Below are 20,582 nucleotides of genomic sequence, written 5' to 3'. Positions count from 1 at the left end.
TACACTGTTTGATATAACAATAACACTTTTGGTGCGAGTAAAATAATTGCCAAAATAGAGTCGAATGGTGATGATAATGTGGCAAAAATCGTTAAAAATCAGCTAACGTGTCATTTTTTACATATTGATTCGTCCGCTGTTGTTCGGTAAGTTAATGAAATATAACCTGCCGGCAGAATAGATTTCCTCACCTACACTGAATGTAATGCGCAAGTTTAGCGTGGTGATTTTCGGTCTAGAAATTGATTAATTAGCACAGAGAAGGGTCGCGAAAATGAAACGATTGGTGTTATTGCTTACTGTGATATTGGCCGCTTGTAGCGATGACAATGTTCCAGACGTTAGCAGCGAAAAGGCGGCAGCAGATGCCCTGCAAGCTTTACAAGGTGCTGCTAATGCGGCCGACGGTAAGGCGCTATACGCGGCGTGCGCGGCTTGCCACGGTGCGGCTGGTGAAGGGAATAGTGCTTTGAATTCACCTTCCTTAGTGAATCAGCAAGACTGGTATTTAGAGCGTCAGCTAAATGCGTTTAGAAGTGGTGTTCGTGGCAGTGACCCCAAAGATGGTTATGGCGCCCAGATGCAGGCTATTGCCAAAACACTGCCCGATGAAGCCGCCGTTAAGGCCGTGGTTAGTTATATTTCCGATTTGAAAGCAAAGCCTGCTGAAAAAACCCTTGATGGCAATGTTAAGCGCGGTGCTGATTATTACTCCAATTTGTGTGGGGCTTGCCACGGCCCAGAAGCCGAGGGCAATGATAAATTACAAGCGCCGGCCTTGGCTGGGGTGGATGACTGGTATTTGTTGAAGCAGTTTAATCATTTCCGTGATGGCATTCGTGGTGCAGACGAAGCAGATCGCTATGGCTATCAAATGGGCATGATGGGTAAAACACTTCCCGATGACGATGTTGCCATGGATGTGATTGCTTATATTCAATCTTTGGCAGATTAAGAATGCGGGATAAATTAGCACCCGTTGTTTTATGGTTTTGTGCTTTCAGCGGTATTTTGAGTAGTGCAGTTGTGCAGTCAGAAACTCACGAATGGGCATTAAGCGAAGTATGCCCCGCTGGGTTTCAAGAGCGTGAAGGCGGTTGCTATCTACAAAGTTTTTATAGCGGCTATAAGTCATTACGTGAGTCGGGGGTGGGCGGTTTAAAAACCGGATTGCCGGCGCTGCGTGAAGGCTTTAGTGCGCAGCAAATCGATCTTGGCCGGCTGTTATTTTTTGATCCATTACTATCGGTAGATGGTGACATGGCATGCTCATCCTGCCATCAGCCTGCACGTGGTTTTTCCGATGGCTTGGGGGGGAGTGTTGGCCGACACGGTGAAGTGATGACGCGATCGGCGCCAACACTTTGGAATGTTGGGTTTTTACGCGAGTTGTTTTGGGATGCTAGGGCCGACTCCTTAGAGGAGCAAATGCAGGGGCCATTATTTTCAAGTATCGAGATGGCCAACACCCCAGAAAACCTATTGGCGAGTTTGCAGCAAGATGCTAATTACCCTGCTTTATTTGCGCAGGCTTTTGGTGAAAAACCATTGTCGTTAGAGCAGGTATACACAGCCTTAACAGCGTTTGAATCATCACTTGTGTCATTGAGCAGTCGCTATGATTTATATGCTAACGGTTTTCATGAGGTATTAACGCAAACTGAAATCGAAGGCATGAATGTGTTTCGTTCATTTGTAGCTAGGTGTGCTGAGTGCCATACGCCACCGGCATTTACCAACCAGCAAATAGCGGTCATCGGCACACCTGAGTTAGAAGGTATGCCACGTGATCCGGGTGTACAGGCAATTACAGGTGATGCCTCGCAGCGTGGTGGGTTTAGAGTGCCAACGCTACGCAATATCGAGCTAACCGCGCCGTATATGCATTCTGGGCGGTTTAAGACACTGCGTGACGCCGTTGCTTTTTACACAGGTGGCCGAGGGCATGCCGTGCCTGAAGGCGAGCACCTAAGCTTGCATTGGCATATTTGGGAGCCGGATCTGGCTGACCATGAATTAGATTTACTGGTGGCATTTTTAAAGACCTTGACTGATCAAAGTTTTATGCCTGTTTTACCTCAAAAAGTACCATCAGGTTTAAAACCTGTTGCGACTGAATTTTTGACCTATTAACCATCCAGACTCTGGAAAGTAAGGAGCACAACAATGAAGAAAATAATCCCCTTGGGGCTGTTGTGGCTTAGCCTATTATTGGCTGTGCCGAGTTTGATGGCCGCTGAAATCGCAGTAAAGGATGGCGAGTCCATACAGAGTGCGGTGAACAAAGCCAGCACCGGTGATGTGATTTTGGTTTATCCGGGCACATACAAAGAAAGTGTTTATGTCGACAAAGACGGCATTACTATTCGCGGTGTTGTGGAAGATGGCGAATGGCCGGTGATGGAGGGTGAAGGAAAACGGAATGATGCAATTCTGTATTCTGGCAATGACTTTACTGTCGAGTGGTTAACCATTACCCATTACAAAGGTAATGCGATCATGGGGCAGGCCGGTAATAATTTTGTTATCCGTTATAACCGAGTTATTGATACCGGTGTATACGGTATTTTCCCCCAGTTCGGTAAGAACGGTTTGATTGAATACAATGTCCTGAGCGGAATAGAAGACGCGGCAATCTATGTTGGTATGTGCGATAACGTTGATGTACTTCACAATGAAGTCTTTGACAATGTGGCAGGTATTGAAATTGAAAATACGCGTCATGCACTTGTAGAAAATAACTACGCCCACGATAACACCGCTGGTCTACTGGTGTTTATTACTCCCGGCCTGCCAATTAAAACCACCTTTGACGTTATTTTAAGAAACAATTTTGTAGTGAATAACAATACCGCCAACTTTGGTGCGCCTGGCTCTATCGTCTCTAAAGTGCCTGCCGGTATTGGTATTGTGGTGATGGCTGCAGATGATGTGGTGATTGAAGGTAATATTATTTCGGGAAATAAAACGGCTGGTGTGGTTGTAACGGATCTAGCGTTTATTACTGATATTTCTAGTGACCCTGAGTCTGAACCTAATCCAGACCGTATGGTGTTCCTTGATAATCTGATGTTTGACAATGGTGCTGATCCCGTTGCCGATGTGAAGGCATTAATGTTAACCCAGTTTAGCCGTTCCGGCCCTGATATTCTGGCCAATATGGGGTCGGCACAAGAACCTGATAATTGCATTATTAACCGTGAGCGTTACACCAGTTTTGGTGTGAAAAAATGGAGTGAATGCGAACGGACAGACACCTCAGATATTGTCAGCATGTTAATTCCTGGTGGTGCTCCCGATGAGGTGGTGACAACCGAAAATCGCACACGCCTGCTATATCAAGGTATCTGCGCTGGATGTCATGCCTACAATATGCGAATGATTGGCCCGCCAACTCTCACCGTGCAGGCCTTGTATCACAATGACCCACAAGCCATTGCTGATTATATAGCGGCGCCTCACAAGGTGAGGCCTGACTATCCAACAATGCCGCCACAGGGGCATTTGTCGCCAGAATTAAGACGTGAAGTCGCAGAGTTTATGTTGAGTGTTACCAAGTAGTGTTTCAGTAGTCACAATGTGATGCGATTTTAAATGCATTGCGCTGAGCGATTAGTTTGCGAGAGAGGGCGTTATATGAAATCCATGAGTAGAAGTCGCATGGCCTACGCAGTTGGTCTTGCAGTACTGGGTGCGCCATCAGCGTACGCGGCTAAAAATTTGGCCCTGGAAGAGGTGGTTGTCACTGCACAGAAGCGTGAGCAAAGTGCAATGACAGTGCCGGTGACGGTAGATACGTTCACCAATCAAGACTTGGAAAATTCCGGCGCTTTAACAATGGAAGATATTCAGGCCTATATACCTGGCTTGAAGGTTGGCGATGGGGTGCGCGGTGGCGGCACTACACAGTCGTCTTTTATTATTCGCGGTATTGATAGCTCAAATATTAGTACCGGTGGTGACCCTTCCGTCGCTACATTTCTTGATGGTGTGTATTTGCCGCGTGCGGCGATTACGGTGCCATTTTCAGACATGGAGCGTGTTGAAGTCTTAAAAGGACCGCAGGGCACTTTGTTTGGCCGTAATGCGGCGGCGGGGGTGGTGAGCTTTATTCCCAATGCGCCAAACCTTGATGAGACCGAAGGTTTTATCACTGCCAAACTGGGAAGTTACGATTTATTTCGGGTGGAGGGCATGGGCAATTTCCCTTTGACTGACTCCTTAGCCCTAAGGGTAAACCTCTTACATAATCAGCGCGGAGCTGTCACCGAAAATCTAGGGCCAGCGTCGCCAGATCCGGGTGAGCAAGATAATCAATTTGCACGCTTGGCGTTGTTATGGGAGGCCAGTGATCGCTTGCGCATGCAATTTTCCTACGATATTGATCAGGTCGACAATGGCCCACAAGCACGCATGAGTATCAGTGAAGAATTCGCAACGTACCCTGACCCTAGTGAACGAAAGCTAGAGACCGATGCGATTGATGGTGGTGAGACTCGCGATATGCAGGGGTTTACTGGCAAACTCTGGTACGACATAAATGATATTACCAGTATGACGCTCATTGGTAGCTATCGCGCCTTTGAAACGTATAATTTACAAGACGAAGATGCCACTGCTGATGAGTCAGTCTATGTAGACACCAACAATATTGAAGATTCTGATATTGCTTATTTTGAAGCGCAATTTAATGTCGCGTTGGACTGGGCAGATATTGTATTTGGTGCAAACTACAGTATTGAAGACACCTATCAGCAAACCGCCTTAAGGTTTAGTTATGGCACTGTGTTGGAACTTGCGTCGAGTGTGGCAAGTCTTCCTCCGGGCCTGATAAATTCCTTAATAGGTGGTGTTGTGGCGGGAAATTACGTTACTGAGACCATGACTAACGAAGGTGAATTTGAGAGTTACGGCTTGTATACCGATTTTGATTTTATTGTTACCGATCGTTTAAATATCATCGCCGGTTTACGTTATAGCAATGATGATAAAACCTTTAGTTGGGATGCGCCATTATCAGATTTTGTGGTGTCACAGCTGATCGGTGAAAATTTCTTTTTTAATTCTGACGGTTACGAAGTGGGCTCGCAGAGCTGGGATAAAATAACAGGTCGAGTTGTTGCCAATTACCAGGTCTCTGATGGCGCAATGGCATTTGCCAGCTATTCCTCGGGTTATAAGTCTGGGGGGTATGATTCCTTAAATACCGGAACGCGAGAGGCACCTTTAAGTCCTGAAGTAGTGAGCAATATTGAGCTTGGTGTGAAGGGGGATTTCTTTGATACCAAAGTCAGAACCCAGGTTGCCTTGTTTCAAATGATTATTGATGATCGTCAAGAAGCGATTGAGTCACGTGGGCCAGACGATAATGGCGCGGTCCCAACCGTCATTAATACTGATGAGGATATTCAGGGTGTTGAGCTAACGGTTGATTGGCTGGCGACAGAAAGTTTACGTTTTGGTCTTATTTATACTTTTCGCGAGCAGGAATCTAGTCGAGAAGCTTATTACAATGCCCAGGGCGATTACATTGTTGCTGACCAGTTAAATGTGACGTCGCCTCAGGAATATACCTTGACGGCGGACTGGTCTCCTCAGATCAATTACGGTTTATTGTTTTTCCATTTTGATTATATCTATGAGGAAAATACTGAGCCTGAAAATGAGGACCACCAAGAATTTTTCAATGAGGTTAATGGCTACGGTGACGATACCAGCTTGTTAAATGCGCGCGTAGCTTGGGTCACGCCCAGCGGTGCTTACGAGATGGCGGTGTGGGGTAAAAATTTATTAAATAACGACCGGGTATCACAACCAGGTGGCTTAACTGGGACGGATGTCGGTACTTATCATGTCGGCATCGTTGATCCTTTAACCTACGGCGTAGATTTTAAATTAGTATTTTAACCTTGCCGATTCTATGTTGCAGCCGGTCTCGGTTGTAACATAGGGTCATTTATAAGCTGATAAATCCCTTTCTTTTTATTCTTAGCATCACTTTCCTTCTTATTGTCGATGCCCCCGTGGATCTAATTCTGTCTATTATCTTTCTTTGAGTTGCGCTAGATCAAAATGCAATCGATAACTTACCTGTATAGTTGTAATGTCTGAAAAGTGCAGACGATAGACTTGTGCAGATGTGTAAGCTATTTCTCTGTATTGATAAATAATTCCGAGGGTTTCGTGGATGAAATCTATTTTTAGATATTTATTTGTAATCAATCTGTTAGTCATGTCATCCGGCTTTGTGTCTTCTCAAAGCCTGGTGTCAGCAGAAGATCAGCAACAAGCGAGAGCACTGGTATCCGATTTTGGTAAAGCATTGAAGTCGGTATTGGTATCGTCAATTGCTGAAGATGGCTTAATAAACGCGGTGGAGGTTTGTCAGTTACAAGCACCACTCATTGCAGAAAATAAATCGAATTTAAGTGCTTGGCGTATCGCCAGAACCTCATTGAAAGTTCGAAATGAAAAGAATGCCCCAGATGCATGGGAGTCAGAAGTTTTACAGCGGTTTGAAACCCTTAACGAGCAGGGGGAGGATGTTAGTAAAATGGAGTATTTTGAGCTGACTACCCAAAATGAAGAAGCTGTTCTGCGATATATGAAGCCTATTTCCACTGCTGGTTTATGCCTGGCTTGTCATGGCGAAAGGGTAAGTCCAGAGCTTGCCAGCAAGATAAATCACTTATATCCAAATGATATGGCGGTGGGTTTCAAGATGGGCGATATTCGAGGGGCTTTCTCCCTCCAAAAAACGTTAGATTAAGCACTGAGCTTGAAGGCAAGCTATGGCAGTGATCAAAAATGTATAAAGTCAGATAAATGTTGTTCAGGAAAAAGATCTATTCCAAGAAAGGACTTTAGGACATAAATTGAAAACAATATGGCTGGGATTAGTAGGCAGCCAAGAACAAAGAGCAAAATGACAAAACTGATGGACTTAGCCTCTTTTCGGCGATTGTTCTCCGTTGTTTGGACAGTATGGCGATGATCTCGACCGAATAAAATAACAAAATAGAAGCGCGCAAAAAACAGCCGAATACTACCTCTTAGATCAATGGCGTGTTGACGGAAGGGGGCGTTGCGACCAATCGCCGTTTCGATGGCTCTGATTTGGGTCAAATTCAGTGTGCTGAAAATATCAGAATCAATATTGGCCATGACATGCTTGGTATAGGCGTCGATTTCTCGTGTTTCTGTCATAAAAAACTCTAAGCAATGGTTAAACGCGCTAACTTGTGATGCTTCTTTTTGCGCGTCAAAAGGCGGCGCTGTCAGTGCTAGGTGTTTGCTAATAATGACATTTTACGCCAGAGCCGGTGATGGTAAATCGGGAGAGTTACTTATCGGGACTACTTAAAGTGTGAGTGAATAAGCGCGCTTAGCAATTTACCCCCTAAGGCAAGCTGGCTTGGTAAGTAGCCGTTTACCTTGGGGAGTGTGTCATTGATATCTGAAGCTCTGCTTTGGTAAAAGATATGAAGTGCGGGATCTATATGGCAATCACTTGGAAGGTTTAGGGTTGGAATAATGATGAATTTTGGTAAGGGGAATATCGCCATAACCTCAATGGCCGGCTTTTTACAATGTAGGCAAACACCTCTTTGTACTGCTGGCGGGGGGCGGTAGGCTTGAAAGGAAATTAATGCGGGATTGGGTAGCTCGACATCTCTCGCTCTGTAAATACTAATATCTGCACACTCGGCTTGGTTAAATTCTTGGCAAATTGTGCAGTGACAATAGCCTCGTAGAAGAGGCGGGCCTTGTACAGAATAGGTAACATGGCCACAGGAACACTGGGCAAGATGTTCGGTCTTTTCAGGTGTTTTAGCGTTCACTGTTTAATATAGCCTTTGTTGATGAGTAGCTTGAAACACAGTAAGGGACTAAATAAGTAAGCAAAACTTGTAAAATAGTTTGGGTGCTGAATATCCCATTAAGTATTGCCGTACTGTGGTTTATGAAAGCCAGAATGGTGCCTACCAGTAGTGAGACTTTAATTGCCGTTGAATAGACCTCCGGCCGAAGTGCTACTTGGATAAATCGCTTCATTATTCCACCGCTTGCCTTAGCCACATTATTCATCAAAGGTAGCAAAAAGGCCTTGTATTAAGCGACTATTCGCACGGATTAATACGGCACGCGGCGCCCGATAGTCGTCTAGTAACCATTGCATAGCTGATTGACTAATGGCGCCAACTAGAGAAATTCCCGTGATGCGTGTTTCTTCATCTCCTAGGGGCCATTGCGGGAGTATGGATTTGCCAAGCTCTAGGAGCAAGTCGGCAAATTTTTGGATGCGGTCGGTGTACATAGAGTCTATACGAGGGCTGACGCCAAGCACTTCTAGCCAGCATACCCTTGCAACCTGGGCGTTTTCAAATGCGCTAAAAAAGGCTTCAAGACCAGCGTGAATCTGCTGTTTGGGTGCTTGTTGCTTGCTGCTTGAGAGCTGAATAGCGGTGACCACCTCGGTTTGGATTTTGTCTAGTGACTCGGTATAGACAGCGGCTAAAAGGTCTTCTATGTCATTGAAATTCTTATAAAAATATCTATCTATTAGGGCGGCTTGTTTGCAGAGGCTACGCACTGTTGTACCGCGATAGCCGATTGTCCCAAAAAGTTCTAGGCCAGCATCCATAAATTGCTGTCGCTGTCGGGATAAGCGCTCCGTTGCGCTTTCTCCTGCATAGGTGCGTCCAGTCGTCATGTTGTTTTGCTTGTCATGTCTCATTGTTGTATTTGACGACAAGCGCCATCAGAAGTAAAGTGATGCACGCTGTCATCACATAGTAATTCATTATCGCTCCTGAGGGTCTCAATCAATGCAAGCAAAACAATGTTATCGGGTTGTTATTATCGGTAGTGGTTTTGGCGGACAATGCGCCGCAATGCGCTTACAAGAGCAGGGTATTACTGATATTCGAATCCTTGAGCGCCGAGACTTTATGGGGGGTACGTGGTGCCAGAACAGTTACCCTGGAGCCGCTGTCGATGTTCAGTCGCCACTATATTCCATTGCCTCAGAGCCCTATGCATGGTCGCAAATGTTTGCGGAACGGGATGAGTTGCAGCAATACACAAACAGCGTGATTGATAAGCATGGTCTGCGAGAGAAAACCACGCTCAATGCAAATGTAAAACAAGTCGAGTGGGATGATTCACGCAAGCGCTGGCTTGTAGACACCGATGCTGCGGGTACTTTTGAAGCGCAGATACTTATTAATGCCTCCGGGCCACTGAGCACGCCAGTAATCCCCGCTTTTCCGGGTCGTGATACGTTTAAAGGGGTGAGCTTTCATACTAATGGCTGGGATCATTCCTATGATTACAGCGCTAAGCGGGTAGCCATTGTTGGTAGTGGTGCAAGTGCGGCACAGGTGATTCCAGCTATCGCCGGTAAAGTGAAACAATTGCATGTGTTTCAGCGAAGCCCACATTGGGTGCTGCCACGTAAAGACCGTAAGTTCACAAATTTGCAGCGAAAGCTGCTGACTATTCGCCCGCTTTATAAGGCGTTGCGGTGGTTCATTTATTGGAGTTTAGAAACGCGAGTCATCGGCTTCAAATACTCCAAATTATTATTAAACATTCTTGCCAAACGCCCTGCGTTAAAGCATTTAAAGAAACAGGTGCCAGATCCGCAGCTTCGCAAACAACTTACCCCTGATTTTACTATCGGCTGCAAGCGAATCATTTTATCTAGTACCTTGTACCCGGCCTTATGCCAAGAAAACGTATCGGTGCATGATAAGAACGATGGCATTGCCGAAATTAACGAGCGTGGAATATTAACCGCGCAGGGCCAGCAATTAGATGTTGATCTGATTATTTGGTCAACGGGTTACGACGCGACGGATGGCGTGATTTCTTACCCAGTACGGGGTAAGAATGACAAATTGTTATCTGATGTTTGGCGTGAGTTCCCCCGCGCTTACCTTGGTACTGCCATTCCTGATTTTCCTAATTTATTTGTAGTGACTGGCCCAAACACGGGTATAGGGCATACCTCGGCTATATTTATTATTGAGTCGCAAATGAAATACATTACAGACAGTATTGCCCATCTTGATAAAACGGCTAAACAAGCCATTGAAGTGAGTGAGCAAGCCGAAGCGGAGTACACCGACATGGTGCATTCTGAGATGGAAAAAACGGTGTGGAAGTCAGGTGGGTGTACAAGTTGGTATCAAAGTAAGAGCGGCCACGTTATTGCGATGTTTCCAGGATTTAGCTTTACCTACCGTCGCCTTGCTAGTCGCTTTAAGCCTAAACATCATCAATTAAGTTAAGAGAGCCTTATGAAAAATTTTAATAATAAAGTGGTGGTTATTACCGGTGCAGGATCGGGTATGGGGCGAGCTTACGCCCTTGAGTTTGCGAAGTTGGGAGCGAAACTGGCGTTAAACGACTACGACAATGTCGGTCTTGCCGAAACGGTTGCGCTTTTGAAAGCAAAAGGCGTTACGGGTGTTTATAGCGCGACTTTTGATGTCTCAGATAAAACCGCAATGACGGGTTTTGCTGATGACGTCCGAGCCGAACTCGGTAATGCCCATGTAATTATCAATAATGCGGGGGTATCCGGTGAAGGTAAACCTGTCTGGGCGACGCCACTAGAAGCTATTGAGCGTGTAATGGGCATTAACTTTTACGGCGTAGTACACGGTACCCAAGCGTTTTTGCCGCAGCTGCGTGAAAATGGTGAAGGGGCAGTGGTCAATGTGTCGAGCATTTTTGGTTTAATTGGCCCGCCTAATAATTGCGACTATAGCGCAGCCAAATTTGCAGTGCGTGGGTTTACGCAGGCGCTGATGGTAGAGCTGCATGATAGTCCCATCAGCGTACACCTAGTTCACCCTGGTGGTATTGCCACAAATATCGCCAGTGATCCTCAGCACAAAGCCTTTTCCGATAAATATTTGTCAACGCCACCAGAAGATATTGTTCGTTATGTGATTCGCGGCATTCGTCGCGGTCAACCGCGAATTATCTATGGTCGTGATGCCTTTAGAACGTGGTTAGGCGCCACCTTCTTACCGTTAGCGCTGCTAAATAAGATAATTTGGTGGGATATGCGCAAGGTGATAGACCGTAGTGATTATCCACAGAAATAGTTGTTAGCCGCTAATTTTAGTTTTTTGTAATAAGGAATGCAGCATGAAGAAATCCATGACCGTGATGGTCATCGCACTAGTCGCTATTGTTACAGCTTGGTCGCTGGTGACTTACCCCCGTGTGGGGGGAGAGGTTTTGAATGTGGCCAGCAGATTGGAAACCGCTGTTTATGGATTGCAGCGCGCTGAGATTGATATCAGTGATAGCAAACTAATGAGTTGGCAGGGCGGACCGAGTGAGGCTGAGGCGGTGATCATGCTTCATGGTTATAGCGCTGACAAGACCGTGTGGATGCGATTTGCTCGTTATTTTTTAGATGACTATCGGGTGGTGATTTTGGATTTGCCGGGCCATGGTGAAACCGCCTTTGATCCTGAGCTTAAGTACGACACCCGCAGTCAGGGGCAGCGAGTGATAGAGGTAATGGATGCATTAGGTGTTTCACGCGCCCATATAATAGGTAATTCAATGGGAGGCTTTATTGCGGCTCAGCTTGCGCTTCATCACGCTAAGCGTGTGCTTACCGCGACATTAATTGACCCAGCGGGTGTGGTTGCGCCACAAGCTAGCGACATGGAAAAAATGTTAGCAGAGGGACGCAACCCCTTTGAAATAGCATCACGAGAAGAGTTTGATGAATTTTACGCCATGACCATGGCGCAGCCGCCTTGGTTGCCACGAATGGTTTTGGATTATATGGCCGACGATTACATCTTGCGCCGTGAGTCATTGGTACGCATTTTTGAGGATTTTCACAGTGTGGATATGCTGGATTCATCCTTGGGTAAAGTGCGGGTGCCGGTCTTGATTATGTGGGGCGAGCGCGACCGACTTTTACACTTTAGTTCAGCTGAAGTTTGGCGTAGCGGGATTGAAGGCGCTGAGCTGGTTAGTTATCCCGAGCTTGGGCATATGCCAATGCTAGAGGCTCCAGAGCGAAGTGCCCGAGATGTGCTTAAATTTTTCGATAAGCAACAATAATAAACAGACTTAGCAAGTGGCTTATAGTTATGAAAACATTTAAAGATAAGATTGCGATTGTGACTGGCGGTGGTGGCAATGGTATAGGTCACCACTTGGTTATGGCGCTTGCACAACGTGGTGCAACAGTGGCGTTTTGCGATATTTCTAAGCGTGAAATAACAGAGGAAAAGTTAGAACAACTCGGTGTGGATTTCTATAGTGAGCACGTCAATATGGGGGACAAGGACGCCATTAATGTCTTCATTGATAATGTGCTCAAGCGTTATAAGCATATTGATCTTCTCATAAATAATGCCGGTATCGCCCTTGGGGATCTTACTTTTGGTGAGGCCAGCGAAGCTGATTTTGAAAAAATTACCAATATAAATTATTGGGGTGTAATCCATACCACGCAACGCTGTTATCAATATTTGCTTTCGCGACCGGAGGCAGCGATTGTTAATTTATCTAGTTCTCAGGGGATTTTAGCGCTTCCCTACTTGGTGCCATATTGCACTACTAAATTTGCGGTGCGTGGTTTTACTGACAGTTTACGCGCTGAACATCGTATTCGTGGGATCCGAAATCTTACCCTTCATACGGTGCACCCCGGTGCTGTGGCCACCAATATCACGCTTAATGCCGATTATCATAATAGTGGCACAGGGCATTTTCATGAAGAGCTGCAAAAAGGGACTACGCCGACAGAGGCCGCGAATATTATTTTACATGGCGTGCAAAAAAACATAAGGGGCGTATTTTTATTAGCGATGGGCGGGTGCAAGATATATTGGCGCGTTTAATGCCAAATGCTTATATTCACGTCGTGCGATTAATGATGAAAATTCGAGGAATGTCCGTGCGTTAGTGAATGACTAGCTTGCCTATAACCGCTGAATAATCGCGTCAATACGCTATTGATATAGTATTAAGTGTTATTTGTCATCAAATCTTCATGGCGACCTCTTAGACTCCACCTAGCCTAAATGTGGAGTCTCTCATGTCATACCCTCGTGATCCTAAATCTCGTTCATTGCCACTGCGTCCTTTAACTCGTCGCCGATTTGTTATGGGTGGACTGGCAGGCTTGGCGCTTACAGCCTGTAATAGTGGGAGCAGTAATCGCAATGCAGATGGCAGCATTGATGACCCAGATCTAACACCGGATCCAATGCCAGAGCCGGAGCCAATTCCAGATACCGAAGTGCCTGGCCCTATGATGCCTAGAGGCTTGCATGCAAGCTTGGTTGGCGATAGCCACACGTCTAGAGCCGTCACCTGGTTTACCGATGGAGAAGACGCGCCGGTGTCATGGCTCGAATACTCTTCTTTCGATATAGGCTTGGATGAGTTTTCTATACAGGACGATGGTTTTGAATTTAGTGTTGAGGCTAGCACGATGGAAACCACGGGTATTGAAAGTTTTACTCACCGCGCCAATGCCGAAGGTATCGACCCTGATCGCCCTTTACGTTATCGGGTTGGCTCCGATGAGGGTGGCTGGTCACCGGTCTATGTCATCATGCCTAGCCCAAGAGACGAGTGGAGTTTTATTCATTTTGGTGATCACGGCGTTGGTGAGTTGCCTCAATTGGTGACCGCAGAAATTATGAGGACGCCAGCCGACTTACTGATGTTGGCCGGTGACTTGTCTTATGCCAATGGTGATCAGCCAATTTGGGATTTATGGTTTGAGCAAATGGAACCCCTTCTAGCGCGACGTATTACGATGGCGGCACCGGGTAACCATGAACAAAAAGATTTTGGCGGTGATGCCTTTAAAAATCGCTTTACCCATCCAGATAAACCCCTGTCATCGCCTTTTGGCTCGGGTGATTTGGGGAGTGCGTTTTATTCTTTTGATTTTAATCGCGTACATTTTTTAGTGACCACAGCAGGAGCGTTGATCGAAGATGGCACCCTACCTGAAGAGCTTATCAATATTGAAGCCGACCTCGCTAATGCCGCGTTACGCCGTCTGCGTGGCGAAATAGATTTTATCATTGTCATGCAGCATTTCACTATTTGGACGGACCAGCTAGATCGCAGCCCGGCCAATTTCACCTTGGTGGCATTAGAAGAAAATATTTTCATTCGCTATGGCGTGGATATTGTCATTGTTGGCCATGACCATGTTTATCAGCGCTCAACAGCAATGGCGCTAGGTTTACCCAACCCCTTGGGCTATGTGCAAATGTTGGTGGGTACGGGGGGCGCCTCTATTCGTCTATTCGACGATAATGGTCCGCAAATTTGGTCTGAGAGCACGTTTGTTGGGATTGGTTTTGCTCGCTATGTGGTGAGTAAAGGCAAAATTAAAATTGAATATATTGCCGCACCGCCAATGGATATGTCTGATTTGGGGCGACAGTATAGCGAGGGGATTTTTGAGGTCCAAGACAGCGTTGAAATAAATGCTAAGTCTCTGCTTGCCTGTTCGCAGTGCGCAATGCCTGCGCGTGGTCCTGAAACACTGATGCAAAATTTTGAAGCTATTGCTGCCCACACCCGTCATCGAAATCGCCACGCCTTAAAGCATTGCGGTTAAGAATTGTTGATTCACCCATAAGTTGACTTAACTTTGAATCATAAAATGGCCGAATAGAGGCTCTTGGGAGATGGAAAGCCAAATATGCCGCGCCCGTTTACTCATAACTTGGCCGCGAGCTAAGCCATATTGTGGCCAGCAAAGTCACAAAGCGAACATATTCGTCAGCGGCTCTAATCCCGTCACAATTATCCGGCAGCCAAAAAGCCAAGTTCTCCGGCAGGACAAGCCGTTCACGCCAGCGACGAGCTTGTTCAGTGGACGCTGGCTCACTAATTCCGTAGATCGTAGTCTAAGTTGTTGATTTCCTAAGATATGGGTTTATGATCAGGAGAAGGGATTTAAGAAAAAATAGAGGGAGCGAGTCTTGCTAACATCGATAACCTATTCCACCAAATACAATCAAGTGCATGATATGGCAAGGGTTTTTGACGCCATTCAGAATCCAGCCCCAGAGATAGGGAGCCAAAGTGATATATGGCCCCAGTATTGATAAGAAAAACTGTTATGCTGTTTTTTGGAGTTTATAGGATATTATTAAATGGGTTATCAGTTATGGATGTCACCAATCTCAGGCTACAGGAGAAATGGAACACGATTTAGCGCTCTGAAGAAAATTTTCATTGATAATGTTACTGTTCGAGACATTTATGAACCTTTACTGTGTTGTCGTATTAACGACCCCTCTCTTCACGTGAAAGATACTTTACTACATCGACAATTTGATACGGCGGGCGTTATCGATTTAGGAAAAAAAGTTATCGGTTATATAAACACCGCTGAACTAAAAGGCGGTATTGTAGAACAATATTATCGTGAAATAAAAATTGAGCAGGTAATATCTGACTCAACTCCATTGGCTAGTCTTTTAAATGTTCTTAAAGAGAGTGAACTGCTTTTTGTTAATCATGGAGCTAAGATCGTAGGCATAATTACAAAAGCAGATCTAAATAAGCCTCCTGTCCGTGTATATGTGTTTGGAATGCTATCGCTTTTTGAAATGCACCTAAATTCATGGATTCGTCATGATTATCCTGACAATTGTTGGCATGATAAAATTTCAGAACAGCGGTTAGTAAAAGCTCAAGAAATCTATGGTCATAGAACACTAAGTAATCAGGATTTGACACTGTTAGATTGCTTACAATTAGCTGATAAACGTGATTTGTTAGCAAAGTCTCAAGAATTTAAAGAACGCTTTAAATTCTCTAAACAAGACTTAGAACGATTTATTAAAAGTGCTGAGAAAATTCGTAATGAAATAGCACACAGCCAAGATTCAATTATTGCATGTATGCCTTGGAATAATTTTGTCGAGGTGTTGAACCGTGTTGATAAATTTCTTTCAGAATCCGACCAAAGAATTGAAGATGCAGCAAAAAATGGCGCTCATGATTTTGTTGAATACCTTACAACAGCATAACAAGACATTTAAACGGAACTATAATAGTGGGTTACGTTCCGCTTCGCTCCACAGTATAACCCACTATTTTAGCCCGCTTAATGCGGCGTTAAATCTTAAGCAACCCAGTGCTTGCACAATATATAGTACAGGTTATACTTTGTACAAATTCTTGTACAAGTGAGGGCATAATCATGAGAGTTATCAACTTTTCTGAGGCTCGGAATAAGCTAAAAAGCGTTCTAGATCAGGTGGTTAACGACGCTGATTACACTATTATTTCACGTCGTGATGCAGATGACGCCGTTGTTATGTCTCTAGATCATTTCAATGGGCTAATGGAGACCGTCCACCTTTTAAAAAGCCCTGCAAATGCAGCTCACTTAGCCAAGTCTATTAAACAGTATCAAAAGGGTCAGGTTGTGCAGCGTGAGCTGGCTGATGACTGAGGTGCTTTCATGGACAAAAGAAGCTTGGTCAGATTATGTTTATTGGCAGGGCCAAGATAAGAAAACATTAAAACGCATAAACAAACTTATAACCGATGCCCAGCGTTCACCATTTGAAGGTATCGGAAAGCCTGAGCCTCTGAAAGAAAATTTGTCGGGTTTTTGGTCTCGCCGTATCGATGATTCAAATCGTCTTGTTTATGTTGTCGATAATAACCAAATAACAATTATTTCTTGTCGCTATCACTATGAAAAATAATTTAACAAATTTGGAAAATCGGTGCCGACCAGTCCAGCGTGAATTTCAAAGGCGTTGAAGTCGTAGAGTTACTCTACTCAACGTCTACTAATTTATCCATGCCGTCGTTTATGGCGCACGATAAAAGCACTTTATTATAAGTTAGCCGCGGGCCATTTTTACCACAAGATGGCCAAAGCGGACATCTTGTGAATCAATAGATTGGCGTGGGCTGGCTAGGTTTATTTCTCAAGTTGAGTATTGATGGTGGGCGTTATGTGAATTGATACCTGGTACGTTACAGGGTACGATAAAGGGATGATACGAAGCTTCAAACATAAGGGCTTGGCCAAATTTTTTAAGTCCGGTAGCACCGCAGGGATTCAGGCCGCTCACGCAAAAAAGCTTCGGCTTATTCTCGGTAGATTAAATGTAGCGTTGGATGCCAAAGATATGGACTTGCCAGGCCTTCGACTGCATGAACTCTCCGGCAATCGCGTCGACATCTGGTCAGTCACCGTTAGCGGTAACTGGCGAGTGACCTTCCGATTCGAAGATGGAGATGCCGAGATTGTGAACTATGAAGATTATCACTGAGGTACCGTAAATGTTGATGCACAACCCTCCTCACCCTGGTGAAGTATTGCGAGAGCTTTGTCTTGAGCCCCTTGGCCTCACTGTTACGGCGGCTGCAGAGGCATTGGGCGTTAGCCGCAAGACTTTGAGTGCCGTATTGAACGGCAAGGCCGGTATCAGCCCCGAAATGGCTATCCGGCTTTCTATTGCTTTTGATACCTCTGCAGAAAGCTGGATGAATCAGCAGTCCCAATATGAGCTCTGGCATGCCGAACAACATCGCAATGAACTCAACGTGAAGAAGCTTGTTGCGGCTTAAAATAGCACATAACCACGCCATGCACTGGATGCCAAAGCCTCTGCTTCCCACCGGTGATGGCGAGCGTTACTCCGCTCTGTATCGACTTTCGATGGATTGCTATACCTCAGTTTTCTCAGCTATTTCCAGAGCATGATCCAGTTCAACGCCAAGGTAACGCACCATGCTGTCTAAGTTTGTGTGATCGAGAAGTAACTGCACCGCTCGAATATTTTTCGTTCTTCGGTGAATCAGCGTAGCCTTTGTCCGTTTCAGTGAATGAGTACCATAAGCCGGGACTGTTAAGCCCAATCATTTCTGCCCAGTGGTGCACTATATGGGAGTATTGCCGTGTCGAAATATGACCAGCGTTTCTCGCGTTTGCTTTGCTATTTCAAATCGTACCGGTTTTCCTGTCTTCAGCTGCACAACTTGCCCTCTTGAAAGCACTGCAGGGCCGTGCATTACATCTTTGACCTTCAATTCACTTTGGCGACTGTCCGCTAATTTACCCATGCCGTCGTTTATGGCGCACGATAAAGCACTTTACTATAAGTTGGCCACGGGCCATTTTTACCACTAGATGGCCAAAGCGGACATCTAGTGGGTGAATCAAGAGATTGGCGTGGGCTGGCTAGGTTTATTTCTCAAGTTGAGTGCGGACCTGCAAACGTTTGGCGTCAGCCATTGAGGCTAAAAACCGCACGTTTGCAGACGTTTCTCTGAGGTCTTCAAGCCAGCGTTGGCGACCTGCTACGGCATCATCGCCGGCTTTGAGTAAGTCTAAGCTTTCTGCAATCTTTATCGCATTTTCAAAGTAGCTGCCAGATACTGACTCTTCACAATGGATACGTTTTTGTAATACCCGCTGTTTGCCAAGTGTTAGGGCATGATTGATGAGTGCTTTTGGATCGCTTACTTCACCAACAGCCTGCATTCTCAGTGCGCGGGCGAGTACCAGATAGGCTTCTAAGAAGGGCCGAAGTGTACCGTGACCAAGAATGGGGGTGATGCCGGCTAACAACTTCCGAGTTGGTTTGCTGCCCTGTCTCACGCTGTCGCGCCAATTGGGAGCGCGTAATTCCAGCTCTTTTTCTAGCAGAACAATAAAGGCGCTAGAGCCTTCAAAGAAAAACTCGTATTTAAACATGTCCCGCAGCTTTAATGCTTCGTTATGAAACTGAGCGATAGCTTCATCGCCGGTTTCACTCACGGCCAATAGTGCCATATCGGCGATGGCGCTGGTGATGAAAAAGTGGATTAGGCCGTTGCGATAATAAGCGGCGGTGCGGCCACCACCGCTAGGTAGCATGTATACCGATTCAATACCGTCATTGAATATGTCTATGACACCGGTGGTTCCGAGTTCTTCTAGGCATTTTCTAATACCGGCTTCGTCTAGGTTGCGAACGTCTTCGGTAGCGGAAAAATTTAGTAGTTTAATCAGGCTTAGTAATTCGTTTATGTCGGTGTTTAATTCACTGAAAGTGATGGCCTTGTGGCCATGTTCAAGCACGACGTAGCAGATGAGTGAGTTTACGGTGATCGGGGTGGCGTTGTTGGCATCCACGGCAAGTTCAAAGGCAATTTTTTGAATATTTCGCGTTTGCGGGGTTCGGTTGTTGTGATCGATATATTCGCTAATGGGGACGCCTTCACCAAAGCGCACATGGATTTTGCCATGGGGGTTTTTCAGGCCGCTGATGTATTCCATAAACCATGAGGTAGACTCGGGGCGTTTTTTACCGCCCGCTTGTAATGCATCGTAGTCGGCAACCTCAGGTACTTGATCATAAGTGATGGAAACCGGCATGAGGATTAAGTCGGGTGCATCGTCGCGCATATGAGCGCTAACGACGTAGTTGATTAAGCCGTAGCGAGGCGGCATTAATTTCCCTGTGCGTGAACGAGTCCCTTCCAGTGCCCACATTAGGGGGAAGCGTTTTTCGCCAAGGTAGTCGATATAGTTTTTGAAAATCACCTTGTAAACCGGATCATTTTGAAAGCTGCGGCGAATAAAAATACCACCGGCGCGCCGAAGTATTGGCCCAATACCCGGCATATTCATATTGATGCCACCAAAAAGGTGCAGCGGGGTTAAGTTTTGGTCGTGAAAGATGGTCATTAACAAAAAACCATCCATGTGTGACTTGTGGGTAAATAGGAAGGCGACCGGCTTTTCCTTAAGAAGTTTGCGGATGCGGTCAATATCACCTTCTGCAAAATCGATGTTTTTATCGAATCCTCGGGTGTACATAAAGCGGCCTAATGCGGCTGCCATATCGGTGCCGAGCATATTAGGTTTTGCCGACATTTCATTGAGGCAGAGTTTTGCTTCTTTGATTAAGCTGTCCATTGAGCGGCCGCTAGACTCGCTTATTTTGGACAGGGCTTCGATCACTGCGGGTTTGCGAATGACCTCGTCGCTGAGCAGTTGTGGAATTTTATAGCGCGCGCCTTTGGTAAGGCGTTCCGTTTTTTCAAGGGCCAAAAATGCAGAGCGATCAATAAATTTGACAAGGTCTTGATTGCTGCCGTGTTTATGGGCGTGTTGGGCGCAAGCTTCTTTCAATTGGCTTAGTGTGGCACCAAGGCCAATGCTGATGCTGTAACTGTTGCGGTCTTTGCGCAGACGGATTTTTTGCTGGAAAGGGCTGGGGTATTCTCTATTGCCGGTTATTAAATCTCGCAGAGAGACGCCGTGATTACCTTCCTGGGTTCTGGTTTGCCAGCAAATGCGTAATGGCACAAAGTAGGGATTGTCATTGGACTTGGTTAGTTCAAGCAAGAGTGAACTTGCACGCCGTTTACGATTGGACGTTTGTCGCAATTGGCGTTGGGCAATATGAAAGCTTGCTCCCTTGGGCTGATTATCGCGTATCGCTTTTTCTAAAAGGTATTTTTCTGTTCGGCTAATACTGTCAACGATAAAAACAATGGGTCCATCTATGTCGCTGGGCCACGGATTATTGCTGGTTTCCTGCATG

The 20,582-nt window shown here is 45.7% G+C and carries 20 protein-coding genes; 15 read left to right on the top strand and 5 right to left on the bottom strand.

Features of this window, described 5'->3' with window-relative positions; all coding sequences use genetic code 11:
- The first annotated feature begins 274 nt into the window (after positions 1–274).
- The 5 genes from AELLOGFF_RS15735 (at position 275) to AELLOGFF_RS15715 (ending at position 6,769) form a co-directional block, all read left to right on the top strand.
- Positions 275–955: a c-type cytochrome gene (locus AELLOGFF_RS15735; protein WP_159269879.1), complete on the top strand. Its 681-nt coding sequence runs from the start codon at positions 275–277 to the stop codon at positions 953–955.
- 2 nt (positions 956–957) lie between these two features.
- Positions 958–2,133, top strand: a complete 1,176-nt coding sequence (locus tag AELLOGFF_RS15730) for a cytochrome-c peroxidase (protein ID WP_159269878.1) — start codon at positions 958–960, stop codon at positions 2,131–2,133.
- Positions 2,134–2,166: 33 nt separating this feature from the next.
- Positions 2,167–3,561 (top strand): parallel beta-helix domain-containing protein, encoded by a 1,395-nt coding sequence (locus tag AELLOGFF_RS15725; RefSeq protein WP_159269877.1) that lies wholly within the window; start codon positions 2,167–2,169, stop codon positions 3,559–3,561.
- A gap of 84 nt (positions 3,562–3,645) precedes the next feature.
- The gene (locus AELLOGFF_RS15720; protein WP_159269876.1) at positions 3,646–5,907 is read left to right on the top strand and encodes a TonB-dependent receptor; all 2,262 of its coding nucleotides are present in this window, start codon (positions 3,646–3,648) and stop codon (positions 5,905–5,907) included.
- A 280-nt stretch (positions 5,908–6,187) separates the two neighbouring features.
- A complete protein-coding gene (locus AELLOGFF_RS15715; RefSeq protein WP_159269875.1) occupies positions 6,188–6,769 on the top strand; it encodes a Tll0287-like domain-containing protein in 582 nt (193 codons plus the stop codon).
- Positions 6,770–6,801: 32 nt separating this feature from the next.
- Here the strand turns inward: AELLOGFF_RS15715 and AELLOGFF_RS15710 are convergent, their stop codons facing one another.
- The 4 genes from AELLOGFF_RS15710 to AELLOGFF_RS15695 all read right to left on the bottom strand — a co-directional run bounded on the left by AELLOGFF_RS15710 (position 6,802) and on the right by AELLOGFF_RS15695 (position 8,713).
- Positions 6,802–7,206: a hypothetical protein gene (locus AELLOGFF_RS15710; RefSeq protein ID WP_159269874.1), complete on the bottom strand. Its 405-nt coding sequence runs from the start codon at positions 7,204–7,206 to the stop codon at positions 6,802–6,804.
- A 149-nt stretch (positions 7,207–7,355) separates the two neighbouring features.
- Positions 7,356–7,841: a GFA family protein gene (locus AELLOGFF_RS15705; protein WP_159269873.1), complete on the bottom strand. Its 486-nt coding sequence runs from the start codon at positions 7,839–7,841 to the stop codon at positions 7,356–7,358.
- On the bottom strand, positions 7,831–8,055 hold the full coding sequence (gene nrtS, locus AELLOGFF_RS15700; RefSeq protein WP_200842758.1) for a nitrate/nitrite transporter NrtS: 225 nt from the start codon (positions 8,053–8,055) through the stop codon (positions 7,831–7,833). The genes AELLOGFF_RS15705 and nrtS overlap by 11 nt, the downstream gene beginning before the upstream one ends.
- 25 nt (positions 8,056–8,080) lie before the next feature.
- On the bottom strand, positions 8,081–8,713 hold the full coding sequence (locus AELLOGFF_RS15695; RefSeq protein ID WP_235035750.1) for a TetR/AcrR family transcriptional regulator: 633 nt from the start codon (positions 8,711–8,713) through the stop codon (positions 8,081–8,083).
- 115 nt (positions 8,714–8,828) lie between these two features.
- Here AELLOGFF_RS15695 and AELLOGFF_RS15690 point away from each other — a divergent pair, with 115 nt between their 5' ends.
- The 10 genes from AELLOGFF_RS15690 to AELLOGFF_RS15645 all read left to right on the top strand — a co-directional run bounded on the left by AELLOGFF_RS15690 (position 8,829) and on the right by AELLOGFF_RS15645 (position 17,616).
- Positions 8,829–10,295, top strand: a complete 1,467-nt coding sequence (locus AELLOGFF_RS15690) for a flavin-containing monooxygenase (RefSeq protein WP_159269871.1) — start codon at positions 8,829–8,831, stop codon at positions 10,293–10,295.
- Between the two features lie 9 nt (positions 10,296–10,304).
- Entirely contained in the window at positions 10,305–11,120 is an 816-nt protein-coding gene (locus AELLOGFF_RS15685) for an SDR family NAD(P)-dependent oxidoreductase (RefSeq protein WP_159269870.1), read from the top strand.
- Positions 11,121–11,163: 43 nt separating this feature from the next.
- Entirely contained in the window at positions 11,164–12,102 is a 939-nt protein-coding gene (locus AELLOGFF_RS15680; RefSeq protein ID WP_159269869.1) for an alpha/beta fold hydrolase, read from the top strand.
- A gap of 29 nt (positions 12,103–12,131) precedes the next feature.
- Positions 12,132–12,887: an SDR family NAD(P)-dependent oxidoreductase gene (locus AELLOGFF_RS15675; protein ID WP_200842757.1), complete on the top strand. Its 756-nt coding sequence runs from the start codon at positions 12,132–12,134 to the stop codon at positions 12,885–12,887.
- A 197-nt stretch (positions 12,888–13,084) separates the two neighbouring features.
- A complete protein-coding gene (locus tag AELLOGFF_RS15670; RefSeq protein WP_159269868.1) occupies positions 13,085–14,632 on the top strand; it encodes a purple acid phosphatase family protein in 1,548 nt (515 codons plus the stop codon).
- A 541-nt stretch (positions 14,633–15,173) separates the two neighbouring features.
- The gene (locus AELLOGFF_RS15665; RefSeq protein WP_159269867.1) at positions 15,174–16,055 is read left to right on the top strand and encodes a CBS domain-containing protein; all 882 of its coding nucleotides are present in this window, start codon (positions 15,174–15,176) and stop codon (positions 16,053–16,055) included.
- A gap of 173 nt (positions 16,056–16,228) precedes the next feature.
- A complete protein-coding gene (locus AELLOGFF_RS15660; RefSeq protein ID WP_159269866.1) occupies positions 16,229–16,483 on the top strand; it encodes a type II toxin-antitoxin system Phd/YefM family antitoxin in 255 nt (84 codons plus the stop codon).
- Positions 16,476–16,742 (top strand): Txe/YoeB family addiction module toxin, encoded by a 267-nt coding sequence (locus AELLOGFF_RS15655; RefSeq protein ID WP_159269865.1) that lies wholly within the window; start codon positions 16,476–16,478, stop codon positions 16,740–16,742. Before AELLOGFF_RS15660 ends, AELLOGFF_RS15655 begins: the two co-directional genes overlap by 8 nt.
- Before the next feature lie 297 nt (positions 16,743–17,039).
- Positions 17,040–17,318, top strand: coding sequence for a type II toxin-antitoxin system RelE/ParE family toxin (locus tag AELLOGFF_RS15650; protein ID WP_159269864.1), 279 nt, complete (start codon positions 17,040–17,042; stop codon positions 17,316–17,318).
- A gap of 10 nt (positions 17,319–17,328) precedes the next feature.
- Positions 17,329–17,616, top strand: a complete 288-nt coding sequence (locus AELLOGFF_RS15645) for a HigA family addiction module antitoxin (RefSeq protein ID WP_159269863.1) — start codon at positions 17,329–17,331, stop codon at positions 17,614–17,616.
- Between the two features lie 619 nt (positions 17,617–18,235).
- On the opposite strand, the gene AELLOGFF_RS15640 is transcribed toward AELLOGFF_RS15645, so the two are convergent.
- Positions 18,236–20,581: a 1-acyl-sn-glycerol-3-phosphate acyltransferase gene (locus AELLOGFF_RS15640; protein ID WP_159269862.1), complete on the bottom strand. Its 2,346-nt coding sequence runs from the start codon at positions 20,579–20,581 to the stop codon at positions 18,236–18,238.
- Between the last annotated feature and the right edge of the window lies 1 nt (position 20,582).

It is taken from the genome of Zhongshania aliphaticivorans, from assembly GCF_902705875.1.
Taxonomy (GTDB): Bacteria; Pseudomonadota; Gammaproteobacteria; order Pseudomonadales; family Spongiibacteraceae; genus Spongiibacter; species Spongiibacter aliphaticivorans_A.
The sequence above is the reverse complement of the archived record's forward strand: the minus strand, read 5'-3'. Positions and strand labels throughout refer to the sequence as shown.

What these genes read in the sequence shown, in the direction of transcription:
- AELLOGFF_RS15735 (WP_159269879.1), top strand. Translation starts at nt 275, where the DNA reads ATGAAACGATTGGTGTTATTGCTTACTGTGATATTGGCCGCTTGTAGC.
- AELLOGFF_RS15730 (WP_159269878.1), top strand. Translation starts at nt 958, where the DNA reads ATGCGGGATAAATTAGCACCCGTTGTTTTATGGTTTTGTGCTTTCAGC.
- AELLOGFF_RS15725 (WP_159269877.1), top strand. Translation starts at nt 2,167, where the DNA reads ATGAAGAAAATAATCCCCTTGGGGCTGTTGTGGCTTAGCCTATTATTG.
- AELLOGFF_RS15720 (WP_159269876.1), top strand. Translation starts at nt 3,646, where the DNA reads ATGAGTAGAAGTCGCATGGCCTACGCAGTTGGTCTTGCAGTACTGGGT.
- AELLOGFF_RS15715 (WP_159269875.1), top strand. Translation starts at nt 6,188, where the DNA reads ATGAAATCTATTTTTAGATATTTATTTGTAATCAATCTGTTAGTCATG.
- AELLOGFF_RS15710 (WP_159269874.1), bottom strand. Translation starts at nt 7,206, where the DNA reads ATGACAGAAACACGAGAAATCGACGCCTATACCAAGCATGTCATGGCC.
- nrtS (WP_200842758.1), bottom strand. Translation starts at nt 8,055, where the DNA reads ATGAAGCGATTTATCCAAGTAGCACTTCGGCCGGAGGTCTATTCAACG.
- AELLOGFF_RS15695 (WP_235035750.1), bottom strand. Translation starts at nt 8,713, where the DNA reads ATGACGACTGGACGCACCTATGCAGGAGAAAGCGCAACGGAGCGCTTA.
- AELLOGFF_RS15690 (WP_159269871.1), top strand. Translation starts at nt 8,829, where the DNA reads ATGCAAGCAAAACAATGTTATCGGGTTGTTATTATCGGTAGTGGTTTT.
- AELLOGFF_RS15685 (WP_159269870.1), top strand. Translation starts at nt 10,305, where the DNA reads ATGAAAAATTTTAATAATAAAGTGGTGGTTATTACCGGTGCAGGATCG.
- AELLOGFF_RS15680 (WP_159269869.1), top strand. Translation starts at nt 11,164, where the DNA reads ATGAAGAAATCCATGACCGTGATGGTCATCGCACTAGTCGCTATTGTT.
- AELLOGFF_RS15675 (WP_200842757.1), top strand. Translation starts at nt 12,132, where the DNA reads ATGAAAACATTTAAAGATAAGATTGCGATTGTGACTGGCGGTGGTGGC.
- AELLOGFF_RS15670 (WP_159269868.1), top strand. Translation starts at nt 13,085, where the DNA reads ATGTCATACCCTCGTGATCCTAAATCTCGTTCATTGCCACTGCGTCCT.
- AELLOGFF_RS15665 (WP_159269867.1), top strand. Translation starts at nt 15,174, where the DNA reads ATGGGTTATCAGTTATGGATGTCACCAATCTCAGGCTACAGGAGAAAT.
- AELLOGFF_RS15660 (WP_159269866.1), top strand. Translation starts at nt 16,229, where the DNA reads ATGAGAGTTATCAACTTTTCTGAGGCTCGGAATAAGCTAAAAAGCGTT.
- AELLOGFF_RS15655 (WP_159269865.1), top strand. Translation starts at nt 16,476, where the DNA reads ATGACTGAGGTGCTTTCATGGACAAAAGAAGCTTGGTCAGATTATGTT.
- AELLOGFF_RS15650 (WP_159269864.1), top strand. Translation starts at nt 17,040, where the DNA reads ATGATACGAAGCTTCAAACATAAGGGCTTGGCCAAATTTTTTAAGTCC.
- AELLOGFF_RS15645 (WP_159269863.1), top strand. Translation starts at nt 17,329, where the DNA reads ATGTTGATGCACAACCCTCCTCACCCTGGTGAAGTATTGCGAGAGCTT.
- AELLOGFF_RS15640 (WP_159269862.1), bottom strand. Translation starts at nt 20,581, where the DNA reads ATGCAGGAAACCAGCAATAATCCGTGGCCCAGCGACATAGATGGACCC.